12 protein-coding genes are annotated in these 21,489 nt (G+C 69.8%); 3 read left to right on the top strand and 9 right to left on the bottom strand.

The genetic code is table 11. The features are described 5' to 3' along the window. Window positions 1-11: 11 nt before the first annotated feature. Both ABD954_RS23850 and ABD954_RS23845 read right to left on the bottom strand, forming a co-directional pair. Window positions 12-1,052, bottom strand: a complete 1,041-nt coding sequence (locus tag ABD954_RS23850; protein ID WP_345488671.1) for an aldo/keto reductase — start codon at window positions 1,050-1,052, stop codon at window positions 12-14. After that, entirely contained in the window at window positions 1,049-1,462 is a 414-nt protein-coding gene (locus ABD954_RS23845; RefSeq protein WP_345488669.1) for a MerR family transcriptional regulator, read from the bottom strand. Before ABD954_RS23845 ends, ABD954_RS23850 begins: the two co-directional genes overlap by 4 nt. Window positions 1,463-1,514: 52 nt before the next feature. On the opposite strand from ABD954_RS23845, the gene ABD954_RS23840 reads away from it, so the two are divergent. After that, window positions 1,515-2,342 carry a serine hydrolase domain-containing protein gene (locus ABD954_RS23840; RefSeq protein ID WP_345488667.1) on the top strand — a complete coding sequence of 276 codons (828 nt, stop codon included), beginning with the start codon at window positions 1,515-1,517 and terminating at the stop codon, window positions 2,340-2,342. Between the two features lie 37 nt (window positions 2,343-2,379). Here ABD954_RS23840 and ABD954_RS23835 read toward each other — a convergent pair whose 3' ends face one another. The 5 genes from ABD954_RS23835 to ABD954_RS23815 all read right to left on the bottom strand — a co-directional run bounded on the left by ABD954_RS23835 (window position 2,380) and on the right by ABD954_RS23815 (window position 8,203). Continuing rightward, the gene (locus ABD954_RS23835; protein ID WP_345488665.1) at window positions 2,380-3,063 is read right to left on the bottom strand and encodes a hypothetical protein; all 684 of its coding nucleotides are present in this window, start codon (window positions 3,061-3,063) and stop codon (window positions 2,380-2,382) included. Window positions 3,064-3,155: 92 nt separating this feature from the next. Then, the gene (locus ABD954_RS23830; protein ID WP_345488663.1) at window positions 3,156-4,619 is read right to left on the bottom strand and encodes a sensor histidine kinase; all 1,464 of its coding nucleotides are present in this window, start codon (window positions 4,617-4,619) and stop codon (window positions 3,156-3,158) included. A gap of 8 nt (window positions 4,620-4,627) precedes the next feature. Beyond that, on the bottom strand, window positions 4,628-5,311 hold the full coding sequence (locus tag ABD954_RS23825; RefSeq protein ID WP_345488661.1) for a response regulator: 684 nt from the start codon (window positions 5,309-5,311) through the stop codon (window positions 4,628-4,630). A gap of 64 nt (window positions 5,312-5,375) precedes the next feature. Then, on the bottom strand, window positions 5,376-7,016 hold the full coding sequence (gene murJ, locus ABD954_RS23820) for a murein biosynthesis integral membrane protein MurJ (RefSeq protein ID WP_345488659.1): 1,641 nt from the start codon (window positions 7,014-7,016) through the stop codon (window positions 5,376-5,378). Next, the gene (locus ABD954_RS23815) at window positions 7,013-8,203 is read right to left on the bottom strand and encodes a lipid II:glycine glycyltransferase FemX (RefSeq protein ID WP_382745780.1); all 1,191 of its coding nucleotides are present in this window, start codon (window positions 8,201-8,203) and stop codon (window positions 7,013-7,015) included. Before ABD954_RS23815 ends, murJ begins: the two co-directional genes overlap by 4 nt. A 222-nt stretch (window positions 8,204-8,425) precedes the next feature. Here ABD954_RS23815 and ABD954_RS23810 point away from each other — a divergent pair, with 222 nt between their 5' ends. Then, window positions 8,426-9,595: a L,D-transpeptidase gene (locus ABD954_RS23810; protein WP_345488657.1), complete on the top strand. Its 1,170-nt coding sequence runs from the start codon at window positions 8,426-8,428 to the stop codon at window positions 9,593-9,595. Window positions 9,596-9,636: 41 nt separating this feature from the next. Further along, entirely contained in the window at window positions 9,637-10,152 is a 516-nt protein-coding gene (locus tag ABD954_RS23805) for a DinB family protein (RefSeq protein ID WP_345488656.1), read from the top strand. 818 nt (window positions 10,153-10,970) lie between these two features. Here ABD954_RS23805 and ABD954_RS23800 read toward each other — a convergent pair. Together ABD954_RS23800 and ABD954_RS23795 are read right to left on the bottom strand one after the other, a co-directional pair. Continuing rightward, complete coding sequence (locus ABD954_RS23800) at window positions 10,971-17,177, bottom strand: RHS repeat-associated core domain-containing protein (protein ID WP_345488654.1); 6,207 nt, start codon at window positions 17,175-17,177, stop codon at window positions 10,971-10,973. 550 nt (window positions 17,178-17,727) lie between these two features. Further along, window positions 17,728-21,444 (bottom strand): LamG domain-containing protein, encoded by a 3,717-nt coding sequence (locus tag ABD954_RS23795; RefSeq protein ID WP_345488652.1) that lies wholly within the window; start codon window positions 21,442-21,444, stop codon window positions 17,728-17,730. Between the last annotated feature and the right edge of the window lie 45 nt (window positions 21,445-21,489).

Here is a 21,489-nt window from a genome sequence, read left to right as displayed (position 1 = left end):
GCCGGGGCGCCCTAGCCTTCCCGCGCCGCCGACGTGAACGTCATGTCCGGGTAGCGGTCGCCCGCCACCTGGGCGGCGATCGGCTCCAGGGCGGCGAGCTGGGCGTCGGTCAGCGTGATCCGGGTGGCCGCCGCGTTCTCCTCCAGGCGGGACCGCTTGCGGGTGCCGGGGATGGGCACGACCGTGAGGCCGTGCACGGCGGCGCGCTGCTGGACCCAGGCCAGGGCGATCTGCGCCGGGGTCGCCCCGTGCTCCGCCGCCACGTCGCGCAGGGGGGCGAGCAGGGCCGCGTTCCGCTCGGCGTTCTCGCCGGTGAAGCGCGGCTGGCGGCGGCGGAAGTCGTCGCCCGGCAGGTCCTTGGCGGCGTCGGCGAAGGCGCCGGTGAGGAATCCCCGGCCGAGCGGCGAGTACGGCACGAAGGTCACGCCGAGCTCGGCCGCCGCGCCGACCGCGCTGTGCTCCACGTCGCGGGAGAAGAGGGACCACTCGGACTGGAGGGCGGCGATGGGGTGCACGGCGTGCGCGGCGCGCAGCTCGGGGCCGGTCACCTCGCTGAGGCCGAGCTGCCGGACCTTGCCCTCCTTCACCAGCTCCGCCATGGCGCCCACGGACTCCTCGAACGGCACGGCCGGGTCCCGGCGGTGCATGTAGTAGAGGTCGACGGTCTCGACGCCGAGCCGGCGCAGGCTGCCCTCGACGGACCGCCGGATGTAGGCCGGGTCGTTGTTGACGCCCCGGTAGACGGGGTCGTCGGCGCGCCTCTCGATGCCGAACTTGGTGGCGAGGACGATCTCGTCGCGGTGTGCGGCGACGAACGGGGCGAGGAACTCCTCGTTGGCGCCCTCCCCGTAGACGTCGGCGGTGTCGATGAGGGTGACGCCGGCCTCCAGGGCCGCTTCGAGGGTGTCGCGGGCGGCGGCCTCGTCGGTGTCCCCGTAGAACTCGCTGATGCCCATGGCGCCGAAGCCCTGGACGCCGGTCTCGGGCCCGTCGGGGCCGCCGAGGCGTACGGTGTCGATCCTGCCGCCGCCGGGCGTGGTGCTGGTGTTCATGTGGTGGTGTCTCCGCATACGGTGCTGTAGTGGCCGATCTTGACGTCGAGCACGGCGAGCGTGTCCTGCAGCTCGGAGATCCGGGCCACGACCTCGCGCCGGGTGGTCTTCAGGAGCTGCCGCCGCTCGTCGTGGGTGTGGTCGCCGGCCCGGACGAGTTCCGCGTACCGGACCATGTCCGCCACCGACATGCCGGTGAGCCGCAGCTTGCCGACGAAGGCGAGCCAGTCCAGGTCGCGCCGGGTGAAGCGGCGCTGGCCGGTGTGCGAGCGGTCCACGTGCGGCATGAGTCCGATCCGCTCGTACCAGCGCAGGGTGTGCGCGGACAGTCCGGTCAGGGCCGCGACCTCGCTGATCGTGAACCGTTCCCGGGACACACCCGCCTCGTTCGTGCTCTCGATCACGCTCATGGCCACCACGCTAAAAGGTTCGAGTGCACTCCAAGCAAGTAGGCTCGGCAGCATGCGAAGCAGCTTGCCCAGCCTGGCGTCGATCGAGAACTGGCCCGTCCCCACCGCGGCCGCCGCCGTGGTCCGCGCGGACGGCACCCTGGCCGGGAGCCACGGCCCCACCGGGCGGCGGTTCCCGCTGGCCTCCGTCACCAAGCCGCTGGTGGCGTACGCGGTCCTGGTCGCGTACGAGGAGGGGGCGATCGACCTGGACGAGCCGGCCGGGCCGCAGGGCGCGACGGTGCGGCACCTGCTGGCCCACACCTCGGGGCTGGCCTTCGACGAGAACCGGGTGACGGCGGAGCCCGGCACCCGGCGGATCTACTCCAACACCGGCTTCGAGGCGCTCGGCGACCACGTCGCCAAGGCGACCGACATCCCGTTCGCGGAGTATCTGCACCAGGCCGTCCTGGAGCCGCTCGGCATGGCCGACACGACCCTGGAGGGTTCGCCCGCGAAGGACGGCGTGTCGACCGTCGACGATCTGGTGCGCTTCGCCGCCGAGGTGCAGGCGCCGCGTCTGCTGGACGCGCGCACGGTGCTGGACGCGATGACGGTCACCTACCCGGGTCTGACGGGCATCCTGCCCGGTTACGGGCACCAGAGGCCGAACGACTGGGGTCTGGGCTTCGAGATCCGCGACGGGAAGTCGCCGCACTGGACCGGCGCCACGTCCTCGCCGCGTACGTTCGGCCACTTCGGCCAGGCGGGCACCTTCCTGTGGATCGACCCGGACGCGGGCGCCGCGTGCGTGGCCCTGACGGACCGGCCCTTCGGGCCCTGGGCGATCGAGGCGTGGCCGCCGTTCACGGACGCGGTGCTGGCCGACCTGCGCGCCTGAGAGCGGGCCGGTGCCGCGGGGCCGGCACGATCCGGAACTAGTTCATGAGGCAGCGCGCGGCGGCCACCTCCCCGTCGATGCCGCGGACGGCGACGGGGATCGCGCCCGTGGGGTCCTGGGCGTACGCGGCGGTGCACACCAGCTGGCGCAGGGCCACGGGGTCGAGGTCCTTCACCCGGGTGCGGACCCGGACCTGGAGCGTGGTGCCGTCGGCGCGCGGGACGGTCAGCGCGTGCGCCTCGTACGCGCCGTGCGGGGCGAGCCGGGTCGTGAGGCCGGCGGCGCGCTCGTTCTCCTCCGGGCCTTCGAGCAGGGTGCTGAGCACCGTGTCGACGGGAGCGCGGTAGCCCACCTCCGTGTCGGGGTGGGTCGGCTCGATCCGGCCGTCCGTCACTTCGGTGTCGGGGCCGATCCCGGAATGGAAGCCGATGTCGCGGGCGACGGGCATCAGCCGGCCGTCGCGGTCGGCGAAGAACAGCAGCATCCGCGGTTCGCCGGTCGGGTGCACGGTGACCGGGGCGGGGCCGCCGGCCTCCACGACGTCGCTCCCCTGGATGCCGCAGGCGGCCAGGGGCAGCAGGCACAGCAGGGCGGCCGCGGCACGCCGCAGGGACCGCCTCCCGGCGGGTGCCCCTCGACGGCTCGCGGCCCGGCCCGCGGCAGGGCGGCTCGCCCCCGGCCCGCCGGCCGGACCCGCCGCACGGTCTGCGGCCCGGCTCACCGCACGGTCCCCCGCCCGGCCCGCCGCACGGTCCCCCGCCCGGCCCGCCGCACGGTCTGCGGCCCGGCCCACCGCACGGTCCCCCGCCCGGCTCACAGCGGGATCCTGACCGTGAAGACCGCGCCGCCGTCGGGGCGGTTGGCGGCGACGACGGTGCCGCCGTGGAGGTGGACGTTCTCCTGCGTGATGGCGAGGCCCAGGCCGCTGCCCGCCGAGCGGGTACGGGCCGGGTCGCCCTTGTAGAAGCGGTCGAAGACGTGCGGCAGCACGTCGTCCGGGATGCCCGGGCCCCGGTCGGCGACCTCGGTGACGAGCCGGCCCCCCTCCTCGTACACCCGGACGGTCACGGGCGGGCCGCCGTGCCGCAGCGCGTTGCCGACGAGGTTGGCGACGACCACGTCGAAGCGGCGCGGGTCGAGCCGGGCGCGGATGCCGTCGGCGAGCTCGGTGGCGATCCGCTCGGGGTCGGTCCAGTGGCGGTTGATGAGCGTCTTGCGGACCATCTCGGCCGCGTCCACCTCGTCCGTGTGGAGCTCGGCGGCGCGGGCGTCGAAGCGGGAGATCTCCATCAGGTCCTCGACGAGGACGGCCAGCTTGCCGGTCTCGGCGCTGATGAGCCGTACCGCGCGGGCGGTGTCGGAGTCGAGCGTGCCGGCGTCCTCGTCGAGGACCTCGGTGACGGCGAGCATGCCCGCGAGCGGGGTGCGCAGTTCGTGGGACACGTCGGAGGCGAAGCGGCGGGCGCGGGCCTCGGCTCGGCGGAGCTCGGTGACGGATCGTTCCAGCGCGGCGGCGGACTCGTTGAAGGTGCGGGCGAGGTCGGCGAGTTCGTCGCTGCCCTTGGCGTGGATGCGGGTGTCGAGGCGGCCCCGGCCCATGCTGTGGGCGGCGCGCCGCAGTTCGCGGACGGGGCGCAGCACGCCCCGGGCGGCGAGCAGGGCCGGGACGAGGGCGACGAGCAGCGCGGGCAGGGCGCCGTCGCGGGCGGCGAGGACCATGGCCTCGATGTCGGCCTCCTCCTCGCCGAGGTCCATGACCGCGTAGAGGACGAGTCCGGTGGGGTGGTCCTCGGGCAGGCCGCGGAAGTTGCCGAAGACGGCGGGGACGGCGACGGTGAGGTACGGGGTGCCGTTCCTGACGACCCGCTGGAAGCTGCCGTGGGTGGCGCCGGGCGCGGTGGCCCGGCGGCGCAGTTCGGGGGTGAGGACGGTCGATGCCGGCCGGTCGGTGGAGGACACGCGGACGTCGCCGTACTCGGCGTAGACCCGCCAGGGGCGGGGTTTGCCCTGGCGGGCGATGCGCCGCAGCTCGTTCTGGAGTCCGTCGTGGTCGACCGGGAGCTGCACGTTCAGGGTCTCGACCTGCTGGCGGAAGGCGGTGACGGCGGTGTCCTGGGTCTGTTCGAGGATCGCGTTGCGGGCGGCGCGGTAGGTGAGGGCGGCGGTGGTGCCGCAGCCGACGGCGGCGACGAGGAGGAAGGCGAGCACGAGGCGGGTGCGCAGGCCGAAGGGGCGGGGCAGGCGGCGCCGTCTCGCGGGCCGGTCGTCGCCGGGCACGTGGGCTCTCACAGCGGGCCGAAGCGGTAGCCGAAGCCGCGCAGGGTCTGGATGTAGCGGGGGTCGCCGGGGGTGTCCTCGATCTTGTTGCGGAGGCGGCGGACGCAGGCGTCGACGAGGCGGGCGTCGCCGTGGAAGCTGTGTTCCCAGACGTGCTCGAGGAGCTGCTGGCGGCTGAAGACCTGTTCGGGTGCGGCGCTGAGGTGGAGCAGCAGTTTGAGTTCGGAGGGGGCGAGGGCGATCCGTTCGCCGTTCTTGGCGACGGTGAGTCCGGCCCGGTCGACGGCGAGTTCGCCGTGGAACTCGACGGCGGGCCGGGTGCCGCCCGGGTCCTCGATGCGGCGCAGGACGGCGCGGATGCGGGCCTCGATGACCTCGGTGCGGGCGGGCTTGACGATGTAGTCGTCGGCGCCGGCCTCCAGGCCGACGACGACGTCGAAGTCGTCGCCGCGGGCGGTGAGCATGATGATCGGCAGCTGGCTGGTGTCGCGGACCCGGCGGCAGACCTGGACGCCGTTCATGCCGGGCAGCATCAGGTCGAGCAGGAGCAGGTCGGGCCGGAACTCCCGGAGGACGGCGAGCCCGGCCTCGCCGGTGGCGGCGGTCCGCACCTCGTGTCCGCGGCGACGGAGCCCGAGCTCGACGCCCTCGCGGACGGAGGGGTCGTCTTCGATCAGGAGCACGCGTGGCATCTGTGGAGTATCCCAGGGTCGAGAGGGCGGGCGGCGGGGCGGGTCGCGGGAGGCGTCCCGGTGGTCATCCGCGCCGCCGTACGAGCCGGCCGGTGGCGCCGGTGAGCAGGGTCTGGACCTCGGTGAGCCGCAGCGGGCGGGCCAGCAGGGCGAAGACGGCCACGATCGCGAGCGCGCCGGCGAGGCCGGAGGGGACGGGCCCGGTGGCGGGCAGGGTCAGGTCGGCGGTGAGGAGCCCGAGACCGGCGGCGGGGACGGCGGCCACCAGGAGCCGCAAGAGCGCCGCCCCGGCGCCGGGGCCCTGGGGTGCCGCGCCCGCGCGCAGGCGGCGGCCGAGCACGTACGCCGTCAGGGCCCAGCCCGCCCACAGGGCGAGCGAGTAGCCCGCGGCCATGCCGGTCACGGCCCAGCGGGCCGGCAGGAGCCCGTACGCGCAGACGGCGAGCAGGGCGTTGAGGCCGGCGATGACCAGGTTCAGGAGGAACGGGGTCCGGGTGTCGCGCAGCGCGTAGAAGGCACGGGTGCACACGTACTGGCCGGAGAGGGCGACGAGACCGGGCGCGAGGGCCATCAGGATCCAGGCCATGGAGCGGACCGCGGAGGCGTCGGTCCGGCCGTACTGGAAGACCGTGGCCATCAGCGGGACGGCGAGCGCGAACAGGGCGCAGGCGGCGGGGACGATGGCGGCGGCGCTGGTGCGCTGGGCGTAGGCGACGTCCCTGCGGACGGCCGCGAGGTCCTGCTCGGCCGCGGCGCCGCTCATCCGGGGCATCAGGGCGGTGACGAGGGCGACGGTGACGATGCCGTGCGGGACGGCCCACAGCAGATAGGCGTTGTTGTACGCGCTGAGTCCGGCGCCCTCGGCGCGCTGGCCGGCGGCGGTGGCGACCTTGGTGGTGACCCAGTAGGCGGCCTGGTTGGTGAGGACGAGCAGGACCAGCCAGCCGGCCGACTTCAGCGGCGCGGTGAGCCCGCTGCCGCGCCAGTCCAGGCGCGGGCGCCAGCGGAAGCGGGCGGCCCGCAGCGAGGGGAGGAGGGCGAGGGCCTGGACGGCGATGCCGGCGGTGGTGCCCCAGCCGAGGAGGGCGGTCTCGCCGGGGGTCAGGGTGCCCCCGTCGGACACGGCGACCGTGAGGAACAGGCCGAAGACGCCGATGACGACCAGGTTGTTGAGGACCGGCGTCCAGGTCATCGCCCCGAACCGGCCGCGCGCGTTGAGGACCTGCCCGAGCAGCGTGAACAGGCCGAGGAAGAAGATCTGCGGCAGGCAGGAACGGGCGAAGGCGACCGTCATCTCGCGCTGGGCGCCGGTGTAGTCGGCGTAGGCGTCGACGATGGCGGGGGCCGCGAGGACGGCGGCGGCCGTGAGGACGGTGAGGGCGAGCACGCAGACGGTGAGCAGCCGGTCGGTGTACGCGGCGCCGCCGTCCTCGTGTTCCTTGGCGGCCTTGACCAGTTCGGGCACGAAGACGGCGTTGAGCGCGCCGCCGAGCAGCAGCATGTAGACGATGGTGGGGACGGAGTTGCCGAGCGCGTAGCCGTCGGCGACGAGCCCGGTGCCGATGGCGGCGGCGACGACGGCGGAGCGCACGAAGCCGGTGGCGCGCGAGACGAGCGAGCCGGCGGCCATGAGCGCGCCGCTGCGCAGCACGGAGGAGGGCTTCGCCCCGGGGTGCGGCGGGCTGTCGGTGGCGGTCGCCGTCATCGACGGGCCAGGTACGCCTGGAAGGCGCGGTACAGCGTGTGGTTGGTCGTGCCGGGCAACGGTGTCTCCCACTCCCCCAGGGTCTCGACGACCTGTCCGCCGGTGCCGAGCTTCCAGCGCAGCAGCCCGTGGGCGCGGTCGTCCGGGTCGAGGGTGGAGGGTACCCCGCGCAGGTCGTAGACGTCGGCTCCGAGGGCGTGCGCGTCGAGCATCATGCGCCACTGCAGGGCGTTGGAGGGTCGGACCTCGCGGCGGTGGTCGGCGGAGGCGCCGGTCTGGTACCAGACCCGCCGGCCCACCGTGATCATGGTGTGGGCGGCGAGGATCTCCCCTTCGTGCCGGGCGAGGTAGAGCTTCATGCGCCCGGGGTGCTCGGCGTTGAGGACGGCGTACTGGCGCTCGTAGTACGCGAGGGAGCGGCCGAGCCGGAAGCCGTCGCGTTCCTCGGTGATCCGCAGCAGGCGGTGGAACTCGGGCAGGTCGGCGGCGGAGCCGACGACGACCTCGACGCCGCACTTGCGGGCCTTGCGGATGTTGCGCCGCCACTCCTGGTTGAGGCCGGACCACAGGTCGTCGGTGCTGCGGCCGGTGAGCGGCACCTGGTAGACGTGGCGGGGCTGGGCGTCGGCGCCGTCGTCGGAGTCGCCGCCGCACTTGCGCCAGCCGCGGGCGCGCAGCCGTTCGGCGACGGCGGAGCCGAGCGGGTCGACCTCGCTGGCGAGGACGTCGGCGAGGCGCCGGCCGGGTCCGGTGTGGGCCTTGAGGGTGGCGGCGGTCCAACGGCGGTGGGCGGGGCCCGGCCCGATGCGTACGGCGAAGACGCCGATGCCGCGCAGGTGGGCGAGGAGGGGCTGGAGCCAGCCGTCGAGGTCGGGGTCGGCCCAGTCGGCGACGGGCCCCTCGGGGAGGTAGGCGAAGTACTTCCGCGTCCGGGGGAAGGCCCGCAGCAGCACGAGGGCGACACCGGTGAGCCGCCCGCCTTCCGGTCCCCAGCCGAGGAGTTGGTGGGTCCAGCCCTCCTTGACCTGGGCCCAGGCGGGGAGCTGGAGGAAGCTCGGTCCGTCGGCGCCGGTGGAGCGGGCGGCGAGGAACGCGCGGTACGTCTCGGGGGTCACGGGCCCGAGCCGGAGCGGTCCGGCCGGGGCGTGGTGGCCGGCGGGTGCGGGCGTCACGAGCAGCGCTGACACAACGGGAGCCTCCTTGTTCCGCCCCGTTCGGTGGTGGGGCGCACAGCAGGCTCACAGCCGGTATTGACCGCTCCGCGCGAGGAATGTGACCGGACGATGACCGTTTCTCTGCAGCCCCCGTCACATGGCCGCCGGGGAGGGCGGGAGCCGCCGCGGGCGCCCTACAGTCCGGTCCATCCCACCTTTTCCGGTTCCACCGGCTCCACCGCGGAGGTCTGTCCCGTGCTGCGGACGCGCATACGCATTCCCCTGTTCCTCCTCACCGCGGCGTCGCTGACCGCCTGTTCGGCGGCGACGGCGGACAAGGCCCCGCCGCGGGCCGCCGCCTCGCCCGGCACCCCGGCGAAGGTGACGGTGACGCCTCCGGTGGCCGGCCGGCCGCTGACGGTGTCGGCGAGCGGGGGCACCCTGGCCCGGGTGAAGGTCGTCGACGAGGACGGCGCCGCGCTGCCGGGCCGTACGGGCTCGGGCGGCGGCTCGTGGACCTCGGACCGCAAGGCGGCGCCCGGCACGACGTACACGGTGGAGGTGACGGCGCGCGGCAGCGGCGGCAAGGAGTCGACGGCCCGGTCGACGCACACGCTGCCCGAGCCGGACAGGGTCAACAAGCTGACCCTTGCGCCGGGCAAGAACACCACGGTGGGCATCGCACAGCCGCTGTCGATCGTGTTCGACCGGCCGGTGAGGAACAAGGCGGACGTGGAACGTCAGTTGAAGGTGACCACGTCCAACGGCACCGAGGGCTCGTGGGGCTGGCTGACGGACTACTCGGGCCGGGACCGGGCGGACTGGCGGCCGAAGGAGTACTGGAAGCCCGGCACCGAGGTCACCCTGGACGCGACGCTGAACGGCACGGACTCGGGCGGCAGCGGCGGCTGGTTCGTCCGCGACTACCGCACCGGCTTCACCGTCTCCGACCAGGCGCAGGTGATCAAGGTCGACCTGGACAGCAAGAAGCTGTCCGTCCTCCGCGACGGCCGCACCGTCCGCACGATCCCCGTCTCCGGCGGCACGCCGGGCGGCGACAAGCGCTCCTGGCGGGGCACGGCCGTCCTGATGGCGAAGGAGGGCACGATCCGCATGAACTCCGAGACGGTCGGCCTCGGCGACGCCTACGACAAGATGGTCGACTACTCGATGCGCCTGACCTGGTCGGGCATGTACGCGCACGCGGCGCCGTGGAACGCCCGCTGGTTCGGCAACGCGAACCGCAGCTCGGGCTGCATCGGCATGAGCACCGCCGACGCCTCGTCCTTCTACGCCCTGGTCCGCCCGGGCGACCCCTTCGAGATCAAGGGCGAGGACACGAAGGGCACGGTGGCGGAGGGCAACGGCTACGGCGCGTGGAACCTCTCCTGGGCGGACTGGCAGAAGAAGAGCGCGCTGCGATAACCGTTCGACAGCCTCGCGGGGCGGGGGCAGACTTCGGCGCGATGACTCGACGAACCGATACGCCTCCTGCCTGGGACGAGCGTACGCAGCTGACCACCTTCCTCGACTACGCCCGCGACACGGCCCGCGCCAAGTGCGAGGGCGTGTCCGCGGAGGACGCCCGCAAGGCCCCGCTCCCCGGCTCGCCGCTGATGACGATCAGCGGCCTGATCAGCCATCTGCGGTGGGTCGAGCACTGGTGGCTGGACGTGGTGTTCCTCGACGGGGAGCTCCAGGGCCCCCTCGCGGAGGCCACCGACGAGGACCCGGACCCCGAGATGCGGACGGCGGTCGACGTCCCGCTGCCGCGGCTGCTCGCCGAGTACGAGGAGCAGAGCGCCCGCCTGCGCCGCCTGGTCGCGGACCACGACCTGGACACCAAGGCCCTGCGGCCGATCCGCGACGGCCGGCGGGTGGACCTGCGCTGGATCCTCCTCCACCTCATCGAGGAGACCGCCCGCCACAACGGGCACCTGGACATCGTGCGGGAGCTGGTGGACGGCCGGACGGGCGTCTGAAGCCCCGGCCGAGGCTGGCTCGCCCCGACGGGCGGTTTCTTCATTCCACATTTTCTGCCTGCCACGCCCGACTACGCTCAGCAACGGAACAGACGAAACACCCTGACGCATAGAACCCCGAAGCCCTCCCTGATGGCGCGCCGGGACTCACGCCGAGAACCCGGTTCGTGGAGGTTTCAGTGATATGGGGAGCGGAATTGCCCCCTGGGAGGGTAAGCAGGTGCGTTAGTCGACCACCTGTGTCTCAGCCTGAACACGGATAGCAGGTTCACACACCGTCTCCCGCACCGCCAACGCGCCGGCGTAAAAGTCCTCTCACTACTTCAGCAGCTGAAGAACGCCGTCGACTTCATAATTCGTCCAGAGCACCGGATCACCGTTCGATTGCCCCAACCAGAATGTCGCGGAACACCCCGAATCGAAACGCAGGAAAACTGCGGTAGTCCCCTCCGATTCGCGACTCTCCCACGCCCCCGACCCACTGTAAACCGTCGGGGTGCCTTCCTGACACTTGAAGTATCGCGCACCAAGGCGGCTCGCGGTGAACTCCCCTCCAATGCGGAGAGAGAGCGAAGCATCACCCGCCTTCCAATCTCGCGAAAGGAATTCAGAGTCACGCACCAACGCGGAAGGAAACTTTTCGCCAGAATCCTCCAACGTGGCACAAGACGTCGTGAACGCCAATAGCAACAAGGCGAGGCCGACCCCACGCAAAACATCCCACCCTCGAACGCTCAACTGCCCCCCACCCTTCCACCATGAGGGGGGCGCAGAGCCAGACCTGCGCCCACCCTCGCTAACAATCAGGCCAGTGTGCCCTAGAAGTAAACCACAGTCCTGAAGGTAATGGTCATGCTGTGCGCTTTCATGAGGCCCGGCACCGGCCAGAGCAGTCCCGACTTATCCACGTTACGCTGAAGGAATCGGTCGGAGGGAGTTCCGTACCCCGTCGCAACATGCGCAAATGAAGAGATCGTCATGGGGTTCCTGATCGTCACCCGGGCCTGAAGCCCTTGAGAATTAGAGCGCAGAATCTCATACTCCGCACTATAGGATCCCAAAACGGCAGTACTTGCATTTCGATCATCAAGCACCATCGAATTTATATCGCGTTTGAACTGGCCGAACTTGTCACTCATCCCGGCGATCGAGTAGGGCTTCAATTCACCCTCGGTTTTCCCATTCAGCATGAAACGCTTCGCGATCTCAATTCTCTGCTGGGCGGTTATATCGGACTTCATCGCCTGTTGAGCGAGTTTACTGTCTTCGCCGTACGTCGTCATCGGGTCCAGGGCCCCAAGCGCCCACTTGCCGCCGACCGTGACGAATCCGTCGCCTCCACCACCCAGAACGGCGTCTTGAGGGTTGCAAGCGGGATCAATTGTCATCATCGAGCAGTAGCGCTCCTGCAGGTACTCAGGACTGGCCACGTACTCAGGCACATAAGGGAGCACGACTGGAGTCGGCCCGACGACGGGCACGTTCTCAGACAGACCACGACTGCCGCCACAGTAGAGAGGGCCGCACGCAGACTGGCCGCTCGTGTTGTTGCCTGCCCCGCTTCCGCTGCGCCCCCCCGAGCCTCCATTCACGGGTGCATTACCCGGGAAAGCCGGGGGCTTGCTGGTTGTCGGCGTGCACGAGTTTCCATATGCCCCGCACATCTCCCGCAGCCCCGTCGGATCCGAGGTCGTCGTCGGATGCTGGTTGGCGTAGCTGTAGCCGTTGAGCGATTGGTGCTGGTCCAGTGAGAGGATTGGGTCGACACTAATGAACTGGCCCAGCGTCGGGTCGTACTCGCGGGCGCCGACGTGGGTGAGGCCGGTCCCCGTGTCGGTGGGCTTGCCCAGGAAGGTCTTGTCGTCCGGCCAGGTGCCGGCGGTGGTTCCGCGGGTGGCGCCGAACGGGGTGGTGTAGCGCTTGGTCAGGGCCTGGGTGTCGTCTCCCGTGATGGAGAGGGTCCCGGTGTTGTGGTGATCGTTGGCGAGGAAGTGCAGCTTCTCCGTGCCCGTTTCGTTGGTGCGCAGGGCGATGGTGGAGCCGGCCACGCTGTAGTAGCGGTTGGCCCACTTCTTGGTGCCCTTGAGGTGGACCTCGGTGGCGCCGAGGTAGAGGACGGTCTCACCTCCGGTGCCGGCGCCGCGGCGGATCAGGAGTTCGCCGTCGGCGTCGTACAGGTAGTCCGTGGAGTGGGCGCCTTCGGTGAGCTTGGTGAGCTTGCCTTCGGCGGACCAGACTAGGGACTGGGTGGTGGTACTGCCGGCCGTTTCGGCGCGGGTGGTGGTGTTTCCGGTCGCGTCGTAGACGTACTGGGCGGTCTCATCGGTGCAGTTGCCGTCGGTCGTGGTGGCCTTCAGCGCGTGCGTGCGGGTGGTGTCGTAGCAGTAGGTGCGGGTGGCCGGGGTGGCCGTGTTCTGCTTCTCCGTGGCCCGCTGGCCCCCTGCGTTGTAGGTGTAGGAGGTCCAGTACGGTGCGGCTCCGCCGAGGTTGGCGACGGTGCGGCCCGAGGGCGCGCAGTCGGCGGTCTTGGGCGTCCAGGCTTCGGTCAGGCGGCGCTGGCCGTCGTAGGTGAAGCACTGGAAGTCGGCACCGTTTCCGGTGTTGGCATGGTCGAAGATCGAGGTGACGTTGCCTGCGGGGTCGTAGGTGTAGCCGGCATCGCGAACCTGGCCACGGGTCTGGTCATCGACGCTGGCACTGGTCAGACGGCCGGTGCCCAGTTCGTAGAAGTTGGTGAGGCTGACCCTCTTGACTCCGTTGGCGGTGGAGGCGCCCAAGGTGAGCTGCTGCACCTGGCCGAGGTCGGTGTAGGAGGCGCCGAGCAGGTAGCCGGAGGCACCCGAGAGGCCGATGGGAAGACGAACGCTGTTGTAGCGGGTGCTGACGATCTCCTTGGCGAGGCCGCCGGCTGCCGGCTCGGTGGCACTGTTGACCGTGCCGTCGACAAAGAAGTTGACGCTCGCCGTTGTGGTGGCGGTGACGGCGCCGGAGGTGACCAGGGGGTCGTCGGTCGGCAGCGTCAAAGCGGTCTCGGACGGACGACTCATCTCGTCGTAGGCCGTGACCTGCTTGGTGTAGGCCTTGCTGCCGACCTGCCCCTTGCCTCCCGTGTAGCGGATGGAGGCGTCGGGCAGGCCCTTGCGAAGGGAGTCGTAGGTCCATTCTGCGAGCAGATTGGCGTCGCTCGTGCTGTTCTGCCACAGGGCGGTCTTGCGGCCGATCTCGTCGTATCCGTAGACGAGGACCCGACCCTCGGCGTCCTTGGTGCTCTGGATCTGATCGCGATCGGTATAGGCCACGTTGGTGCTGGTGCCCTTGTCGGGGTCTGTCGCGGTGTCCTGACGGCCGTAGAGATCGTAGGTGTAGGACCACTTGGCGTTGTCAGGACCGGTGATCTGCTTCTGCTTGCCGTCGTCGAAGTAGCTGTACTTCACCGAGGTGTAGGAGGTGCCGAGTGTCGCACCGTAAGCAGTGTCGTCGGGCTGGGTCCCCACGTACGTGCGGGTCTCTATGGTGCGTCCCAGGACGTCGCTGATGGTCCGGGTGGCGGTACCGCCCTGCTGGGCCGTGGTGGCGACGGAGTCACCGGTGTACGTGGTGACGATCGGGGCGAACTTCTGCACGCCCTTCACCAGGAGGGTCGACTTCACCTGTCGGCCCAGGCCGTCGAACTCGACCTGGGTCTGCTGGGGCGCCCCGCCGTACTCGGCGCGGGTGTAGCTGCTGTTGGGTGCGGTGGTGGAGTCGTAGATGTCGGCGTACGTCTCGTAGGCGAGGCCGCGGTCGTTGTGGCGGGTGTCGGTCAGGATGCGGCCGCCGTTGGGGGCCGGTGTCTGGCTCTGCAGCGGGCGGAGCAGGGAGTCCACCAGGCTGTAGCTGGTGGTGTAGGTCTGACCGTCCGCGTTGAGGGTGGAGACCGAGGTCCAGGAAGGCCGGTCGTCGGTCTGGTTGATGCCGTAGGCGAAGGTCGCGTTGGCCGTGTCGCCACCGGACTTCGAGCGGTTGGGCGCCCAGGTCGCGGTGATGCGGCCGAGCGCGTCGTAGGTGTGGTCGGTGCGCTTGAGGTTGGCGTCCAGGGTGTAGGTGACCGAACCGCGCGCGGGGTCGTAGTAGGTGTAGGTCTTGTGGGCCTGGCCGTTGGCGAGGGTCGGCTTGGTGACGATCACGCCGGTGACCGGACCCGCGGCAGCGGGGTAATAGGCAGTGCTCGTGGTCTTGCCCGCGGCATCGGTCACGGTCAGGGGGCGACCGAGCTTTGCGGTGGCCCCGTCGTACGTGGTCCTGGTGAGCGTCTGCCAGCCGGTGGGATGGCGATCGTCGGTGCTGCCGACGACGGCGGCCGGGTAGCCCTTGGCACGGCCGGTCCAGGTGGGCAGACCCAGCACCGGTGTCTGGTTCTCGACCCAGCCGGTGGCAGTGGTGTTGTCGTAGACGGTCGCGATGTCGGCGAGCACGTCCCCGCGCTGGTCGGGTGCCTCGGTAGTGGCGTACTTGTGGGTGACGCCGGTGGGCATCTTCAGCTGATCGACACTGACCGCACAGGCCTGGCCGACGGTGCGGCTGCGGGAGACCAGGTTGGTGATGCCCTTGCCGTCGTTGCGCGCGTACCAGGTGCGCGCGCACGTTTCGTCACCGGTGATCGACCAGTTGCCGTGGTTCTCCGTACGCTCGACCATGCCGTAGGCGTCATAGGCGTGGGTGACGGCCGTGGCGCGCCACTTCTTGGCGGCGGTCAGGTAGTTCCAGGTGTACGTCCGTGAGGTGCGGACGTAGCCGGCCTTGACGTTCGCGTACGACTTCTGCTGGCTGGCGGTCTGCTGGTACCACAGGTTGTTCACTGTGCTGCCGACGGCGAGTGTCCCGTCGTACGTGATCTTCTGGCGCAGCTGGCCGGCGTAGTGATCGCTGTCCGTAGCGTCGTTGACGTTCAGCTCGTCACCCGTTGCGCCCGGGACGTTGTCCACGTCGATGCCCGCGACGATGACACTGCGCGTCAGAGGGTTCCCGGCTGCGTCCTTCGCCTTGAGGCGGTCACCGTGCATGCCCTGCATGTAGAGGCTGACGCTCTTGGAGCGGGTGGCTCCGACCGCTCCCGTGAAGGCGGTCACCTTCCGGTAGCCCCGCCAGGACGACCAGGTGCGATGGCTCTCCTTCGTGAAGGGGTCGTCGTTGTAGTGCCAGGCCGGACCCTCGTAGGTGTACGCGTTCTCCACACTCGGGTTGCGCCCCGCCGGGTCCGCGGTGTTCACCGCGATCACCCGGTACTTGTGGAACCAGTCCAGCTCCGGCTCACCACCGTTGATCGGCCAGTACACCGGGTAGCAGGAGAGGTTGTTGTCGTCCTCGCCCGCGGGCATCTTCGAGCCCCGTACGCACTCGGGCTCGGAGAAGGCGACGGTCGTGATCGCTCCGGTCTCCGACGTGATGGTCTCGATGCGGGGGCGGGTCAGCGGCACCGCGTTGTCGAGGTCGGTGTCGACCCGGTTCTGGCGCTGCTGATAGGTGAATCCGATCGTCGGGAGAGGGAGTGCACCGCCGTTCTTGCCCGTGCGGGTGATCCCCTTCAGAACCCAGACCTGGTCGGAAAGGTTTCCGATGTCCTGGCCGTCGAAGACTTCGTGGGCGAAGGTGTAGGAGTCGACCGGCTTGAAGGCGTCCGGCTCGGCGGCGGTCGACCACACCTCGGTGTGGATGGCGGAGAGCAGCTTTCGTGTGAAGAAGGCCGGGCCGGTGGCCTTGCAGTCGGTCTCCGTGGAGGAGCAGATCGAGTCGAAGGGCACGTCGGGCCACCGGGAGGCGGTGTCAGCGGTCAGGGTGCCGCATCCGTCTCTGCAGCGTTCCTTGTAGTCGAGGGTCACCCTGCCCGACGTGATGCCGGTGAAGAGGGTGTCGGACCGCTGACCGTAGCGGATCTCGTTGAGGTAGCCCCCGCGCGTGTAGGAGGCCAGGGCGGTCTTGTCACCGTTCTTGGCGTAGTGGTTGATGTCGGCCGTGTACCAGCGGGTGGACGCGTTGCCGTGGACGTCCGCGACCAAGTCGAGGTTCCACCGCCATGCCTGCCGCTTGGAGCGGTCGGCGAAGGAGGTACCGGCCGCATAACCGGGTTCGCCGCTGTCGTCGCCGAAGACCGGTACGGTCCACACCGAGTTCGTCCGCTCGGTGCCTGCGCCGGGAAGCTTGTTCAGACCGAAGGTGTACGTGGTGCCGTCACCAGTGATCACCTTCCAGTACTCACCGGCGCCGTCGATCGACGCGTCACCCTCGTCCCCGTTGTCGGCACCGGTGGCATGGATGACCTTGGAAGCGTCGTCGTCCTTCAGACGCCAATGACCCAGAGTGTCGTCCTTGACGAGCTCGGTGGCCTTGCCGTTCAGGACGAGGGAGGCGTTCTCGTACTTCCAGCACTGGTCGTTCTTGTCGGTCTGGCCGTCGTCGTCACACGAGCCGAATTTGCGCTCGATGTACGACGAGGTCAGGTCCCAGCCCTCACCGACCAGCGAGACCTGGTTGTTGGTGTTGGCAGTGCGTCCGTCGATGCTGCCCGAGTCGTAGGACAGTGAGAGGGACGGGACCGGTCCGGCCGCTGCCGGCGGGACGGTGACGGGGTAGGACCAGGTGAACGAGCCCGACGACCCGCCGGCCTCCCACGAGGAGGACGCCGACAAGGGGGTCGCCTTGTAGTCACCGGCGCCCTTGTCCGAGCCGCCGGTCGTCGTGGCGGTGACAGCCAGGACCCGCGGGGCGGTGCCGAGCTGGGACAGCGTGGCGGTGACCGTCTGTTCCTCGATGTCGTTCTCCGAGGCGATCGGAGCGGCCTCGCGGCATTCCGCCTTCTTGGGGGTGGTCAGCGCGCACGAGGGCAGTGACACCAGGCCGAGCCGGGTCGCCCAGGCACCGCCGATGGCGGATCCGAAGGTGCGGTAGTCGACCTCCACTTCAGCTGCTCCCGGACGCTGAGCCGCCACGGTGAACAGCACTCCGGTCACGCCGGCGGCACGCGTGGTCCTCTGGTCGAAGACCTTCACGGTGGCGGTTCCGGACGCCGGGGGCTGCACAAGACGTGCCGGCCCGGCTGCCTCGCTCCCTCGTACCTGGACCAGTGCGGTGGAATCGGAAGCAGAAGACCCCAGGCGTCCTGTGAGTGTGTGTGCCTTCGGCCATGTGCTGAGGGCACGCTCGCGGTCGGCTTGTCTCGCCAGGGCGCGGTTGGCCGCCTGGCTCTGCCGGACCTTGGCACGTTCCTTCTTCGCACCCGGTTCCTTGACCTCGTACACCTTCACGGGCGCGGACGGCGGGAGCTGCGGGGGGCCGGGGAGTTCCGCGGCCTGTGCCAGCGGAACCAGGGATGTGGGTATCGACAATATGAAGGCCAACGCGCCGAGCACGACACCTTGGCGTCGATGCAGACGCATACGTCTGGACACGACGAAACGACTCCTTCTGCTCGGTCAATCAAGCGGAGAATGAGAAAGACGAGGGAGGGCGGCTGGGTTGAGCTGCACCGAATGGGGGCGGAGCGCGCCATGGCGCCCCGCCCCATGGGTCACTGGGACAGGTGAGGAGACCTGCGTCGGCTCAGTGACCGACGACCGCTTCCACCTGGGCTTCGTCGGTCAAGGCGCCCGCCCACAGGCGGATGTCGCTGATCCGGCCGGGCAGATAGCTGCCGGTCCAGCCCTTCCCCACGGTGAAGTCAGAGCCGACCACGGCCGTGTAGCCCACCCCTGCGGCCGCCTGCCCGCCATTGACGTAGAGGGTGACCGTCCGCTTCTCGGCATCGAAGACACCGGTCAGCCGGACTTCTCCGTCGATGGCCTGGGCGGTCGTCGTCCGCGCTGAGGCACCTGTGCCGTCGGCGGTGAGCCGCCCGAAGTGCCACCTCCCAACGGGAACGTCCTTCATGACGAATTCGCCGTTCGCGCCGATCACCTCCTGGCCGGAAGAGTCACGGAGAGGGACCTGTATCGTTCCGGTCTTCTCGAACCAGAGGCTCCAGGAAGAGCCCGTGCCGGACTGCTGGCCGAGAACCTGCAGGCGAGAACCCGTGGGCAGGGCAGACAACTTCCCGGCCTCGACATTCACCGAGGTGGCCACCGAGAAGGACCCGGTGTCGTCCACGACGGGCCGTGCCGCCGTGGCGGAGTCGTCCACTCCGTCCAGGAAGATGTCCTCCCCGTTCAGGGAGCCGCTGGAGGACATGGTCAGCCTGTTGTCATAGCCGCTGCCATCGGGGAGGGAAGATCCTGACGCACCCTGCGGGTTGTACTGGGCGACCAGCTCGGCGTACGCCCAGTTCCGCGTGTCCTTCAGACTCGCCTCGATCGCCATCGCCTCTGCCGACAGCTTGTCCTGCCAGATGGCCGCCTCGTCGATCTCGCCCGGGAAGTAGTCCACGTAGGAGCCCATGTACTTCGCTCGTCCCACCTGAAGTCCACCGGTCGAGGCCCATAGAGCGGTCGTGAGGCTGTCACTACCCTGCAGAACGCCGTTCACATAGAAGTGGATCTTCCTTTCACCGCTGTCCACGACGACGCCGAGATGTGTCCACGCCTTGGGCTGCGGAGGATTCAGCGCGGCGACCCTATGGGCGGAGAAGCTGGCGCCGCCACCATCCTTGTCGGGCAGTCGGACACACCAGGTCTTCACGTCTCCGCAGTAACTCAGATAGAAGGCGCTGTGGTACGCGCCGTCCTGCCCCAGGACCGTCGCGACGCCGGAGACCGCGGTGTCCAGACGCGCCCACGCCGTCAAGGTGTACGAGGCCTGCGTCTCGACGACCTGCTTGGTCGTCGATGCCGCGCCGTGGCTCGCACTGGTGAGGGCGAGGGCCTTGTCGGGTGACTTGGAAGCGTCGGCTGCGGTCAGCTCGCCCCGGCGGCCGCGGTCGTTCCGGCCCGTACCGGTCGCGGTGAGGTCCAGGTTGTTCTGCAAGGCGGTGTTGGAGGTCGAGCGGTCGACGGCAGGGCCGGACGACTCGTTGAAGTCCCAGCGTCCCACTGGACCGGGCCCTTCCTTGACCAGGAACTTGACCGCCTCTTCACCTACGCGGCCCTGGGCGTCCTTGACGCGCACGTACAGCATGCGGCTGCCGGACAAGCCCGGGGTGACATTGACGGTGAAGGAGCCGGCCATGGCCGTCCAACTGCTCCACGGCGCATCATCGAGTCTGTACTGATAGTGCGTGTTGGTCTCCCCGGTGGCCGAACCGAAGGTGAAGGAACCGGTCTGGTTCGGGCCGCCGGAAGGTTCGCAAGCCCCGCCCTGGACGCACTGCTTGTACACCGAGCTCGACGTCACGACAGGGGGCTTGGGGCCCTTGGAGTCGACCCTGAAGTAGCAGTACGGGCTGTTGCCGCTGCCGAGTGGCGCGGTGTAGGACGTGTCAGCGTAGGAGTAGGTGTACGCGGCGTAGCGGTACAGGGTGCCGTCCTCCGCGAGAGGGTTGTTCCATTCCTTCGCCTGGCTGGGGAAGTCCCTCGCCGTGGTGCTGTAGGAGAGATGCCCGGTGGTGGGGGCCAGGGAATCCGTGGGCGGCGGCGCATCGAACCAGGTCGTCTCACCCGGCTTCTGCCCGTCGATGTCGTAGTAGACCCGCAGCATGGCTCCGGTCTCGCCGCCCGACTGCGTGCGGGGCGTCGCCATCAGAATCGGGGTGGGATCCGTGACCGTGTTCGGGGACGTAGCGAGCTTGGAGCAGGTCGGTGCGGAACTCGAGGCGAATCCGTACTCCGCCGGAGGGGCGGGCTTGCTCATGTACTTCACGCGGATGACTGCGTCGTCGTCGAAGCGCTTCCAGGCGACCGTGTCCGTCTCGTCGTGTGCCGACAGCTTCAAGGTGAGCACGCTCAGCTTGCCGTCGGCGAGCGCCCGGACGGCAGGTGTCAGGTTTTCGTCCGTCTCGGCCGGGTTGTCGTTGAACTCGATCACGGCTCGTGGCTGGGAGGGAGAGCAGGCAGTGCCCCGGCCCGCCGAGACGTCACGGTCACCCAGGTGATCCCTGACCGCCGGGCCGGGCCACTTGGAGGACGAGGAGATGGGGTCGGTGCGCTGCAAGTCCACCATTCGGCTGTCGCAGGAGAACGACCATGTCTCGGTCACCGCGAAGGTGGCATCCAGGATGTGCTTGCCCCTGAGCTTCTCCGGCGTGAACTCGAAGTACATGCGGTTCACGTAGCCCGAGCCGCAGTAGTACGACACGCCATTGATCACGGCGCTGCCGCACTTGCCGACACTCATGCCGTTGTCGCCACCGGAGAAGTTGTAGAACACGTCGCCGTCCGAGGACAGCACCGTCCGCTCCGACTCGTTGAGCTCGACCGAGGGATCGATGTAGAGGGGGAAGTCCTCCGCGCCTGTGGCGGCGATGAGGTCGGCGTCGGGGACCACCGTCAGTGAGTCCTTCGCCAGCTCCACCGCCATGACAGCGGCCTCGTCGCCCGCCCCGGGCCCTGCCAGCGGGTCGCCCTCCTGCGGAGGGGCGACAGGCTCGGACGTCTCCTGCTGCGCGGGGACGTCCTCTGCGGAAGCGGTGTCCAGCGCTCTGAGGCCGGCGCTCCGCGTGCTCAGTCCGGCATCCGCAGGGGCCGCGTCGTCCTCGCCCGCGGAGTTCCACATCTGCGCGGTCGGGGAACGGAAGACCACTTGACCGTTTCCGTCCAGCGCTTCCACGCTGCCCAGAGCGCCCTCGCGCAGCCGCAGCCCGTCCGCCTTGATGTCGTACGTGATCGCCTTCAGCTCCGGCAGCGCCGCAGCCTCGGGCGTCCGCACCTCCAGAACCTGACGGAAGCCTTCGAGCGTCGCGGTCAGGATCAGGTTCACGTCCGGCAGGACGTCCTCGTAGACGGCGCGCTCACCTTCCAGACGAGGCGTGGGCAGCTTGCCGGGCCAGCCCATCGACACCGACTGCCCGGCCTCCCCGATCGTCACCAAGCCGGCCCCCGGACCGCCGCCGGAGATGGACAGGTCCACCGCAGCGGCCTTCGGGCCGATCGAGCCGTCCTCTCGCCGTACGAGCGTCGCGTCCGGCTGTACCCAGCCCTCCCCGGTGTCCACGCGAACGGGGACGATCGACTTCTCCATGGTGAAGGTCGCACCGTCCGGGTTCGCGAACACGGTCTCGCGTTCGCTCCGCTCCCCCACCACCTCGACCCGGCTGCCGGTGTCAGCGGCCTCCCGCAAAGCCCGCTCTGTCTCCGTCAGAGCAGCCGCAGATGCCTCGTCCGCCACGGCAGGAGCGCCGGTCAGCATCGGTACCGCGCTCACAAGGAGCGCCCAAGCGGCCGTCAGGGCCACCGCGTGCCCTCTTTTACGGACGCGTTCTGCACGTCTCGGTCTCAC

Origin of the sequence: Streptomyces roseoviridis (assembly GCF_039535235.1) — a bacterium.
Classification (GTDB): Bacteria; Actinomycetota; Actinomycetes; order Streptomycetales; family Streptomycetaceae; genus Streptomyces; species Streptomyces roseoviridis.
The sequence above is the reverse complement of the archived record's forward strand: the minus strand, read 5'-3'. Positions and strand labels throughout refer to the sequence as shown.

What these genes read in the sequence shown, in the direction of transcription:
- murJ (WP_345488659.1), bottom strand. Translation starts at nt 7,016, where the DNA reads ATGACGGCGACCGCCACCGACAGCCCGCCGCACCCCGGGGCGAAGCCC.
- ABD954_RS23845 (WP_345488669.1), bottom strand. Translation starts at nt 1,462, where the DNA reads ATGAGCGTGATCGAGAGCACGAACGAGGCGGGTGTGTCCCGGGAACGG.
- ABD954_RS23850 (WP_345488671.1), bottom strand. Translation starts at nt 1,052, where the DNA reads ATGAACACCAGCACCACGCCCGGCGGCGGCAGGATCGACACCGTACGC.
- ABD954_RS23805 (WP_345488656.1), top strand. Translation starts at nt 9,637, where the DNA reads ATGACTCGACGAACCGATACGCCTCCTGCCTGGGACGAGCGTACGCAG.
- ABD954_RS23825 (WP_345488661.1), bottom strand. Translation starts at nt 5,311, where the DNA reads ATGCCACGCGTGCTCCTGATCGAAGACGACCCCTCCGTCCGCGAGGGC.
- ABD954_RS23840 (WP_345488667.1), top strand. Translation starts at nt 1,515, where the DNA reads ATGCGAAGCAGCTTGCCCAGCCTGGCGTCGATCGAGAACTGGCCCGTC.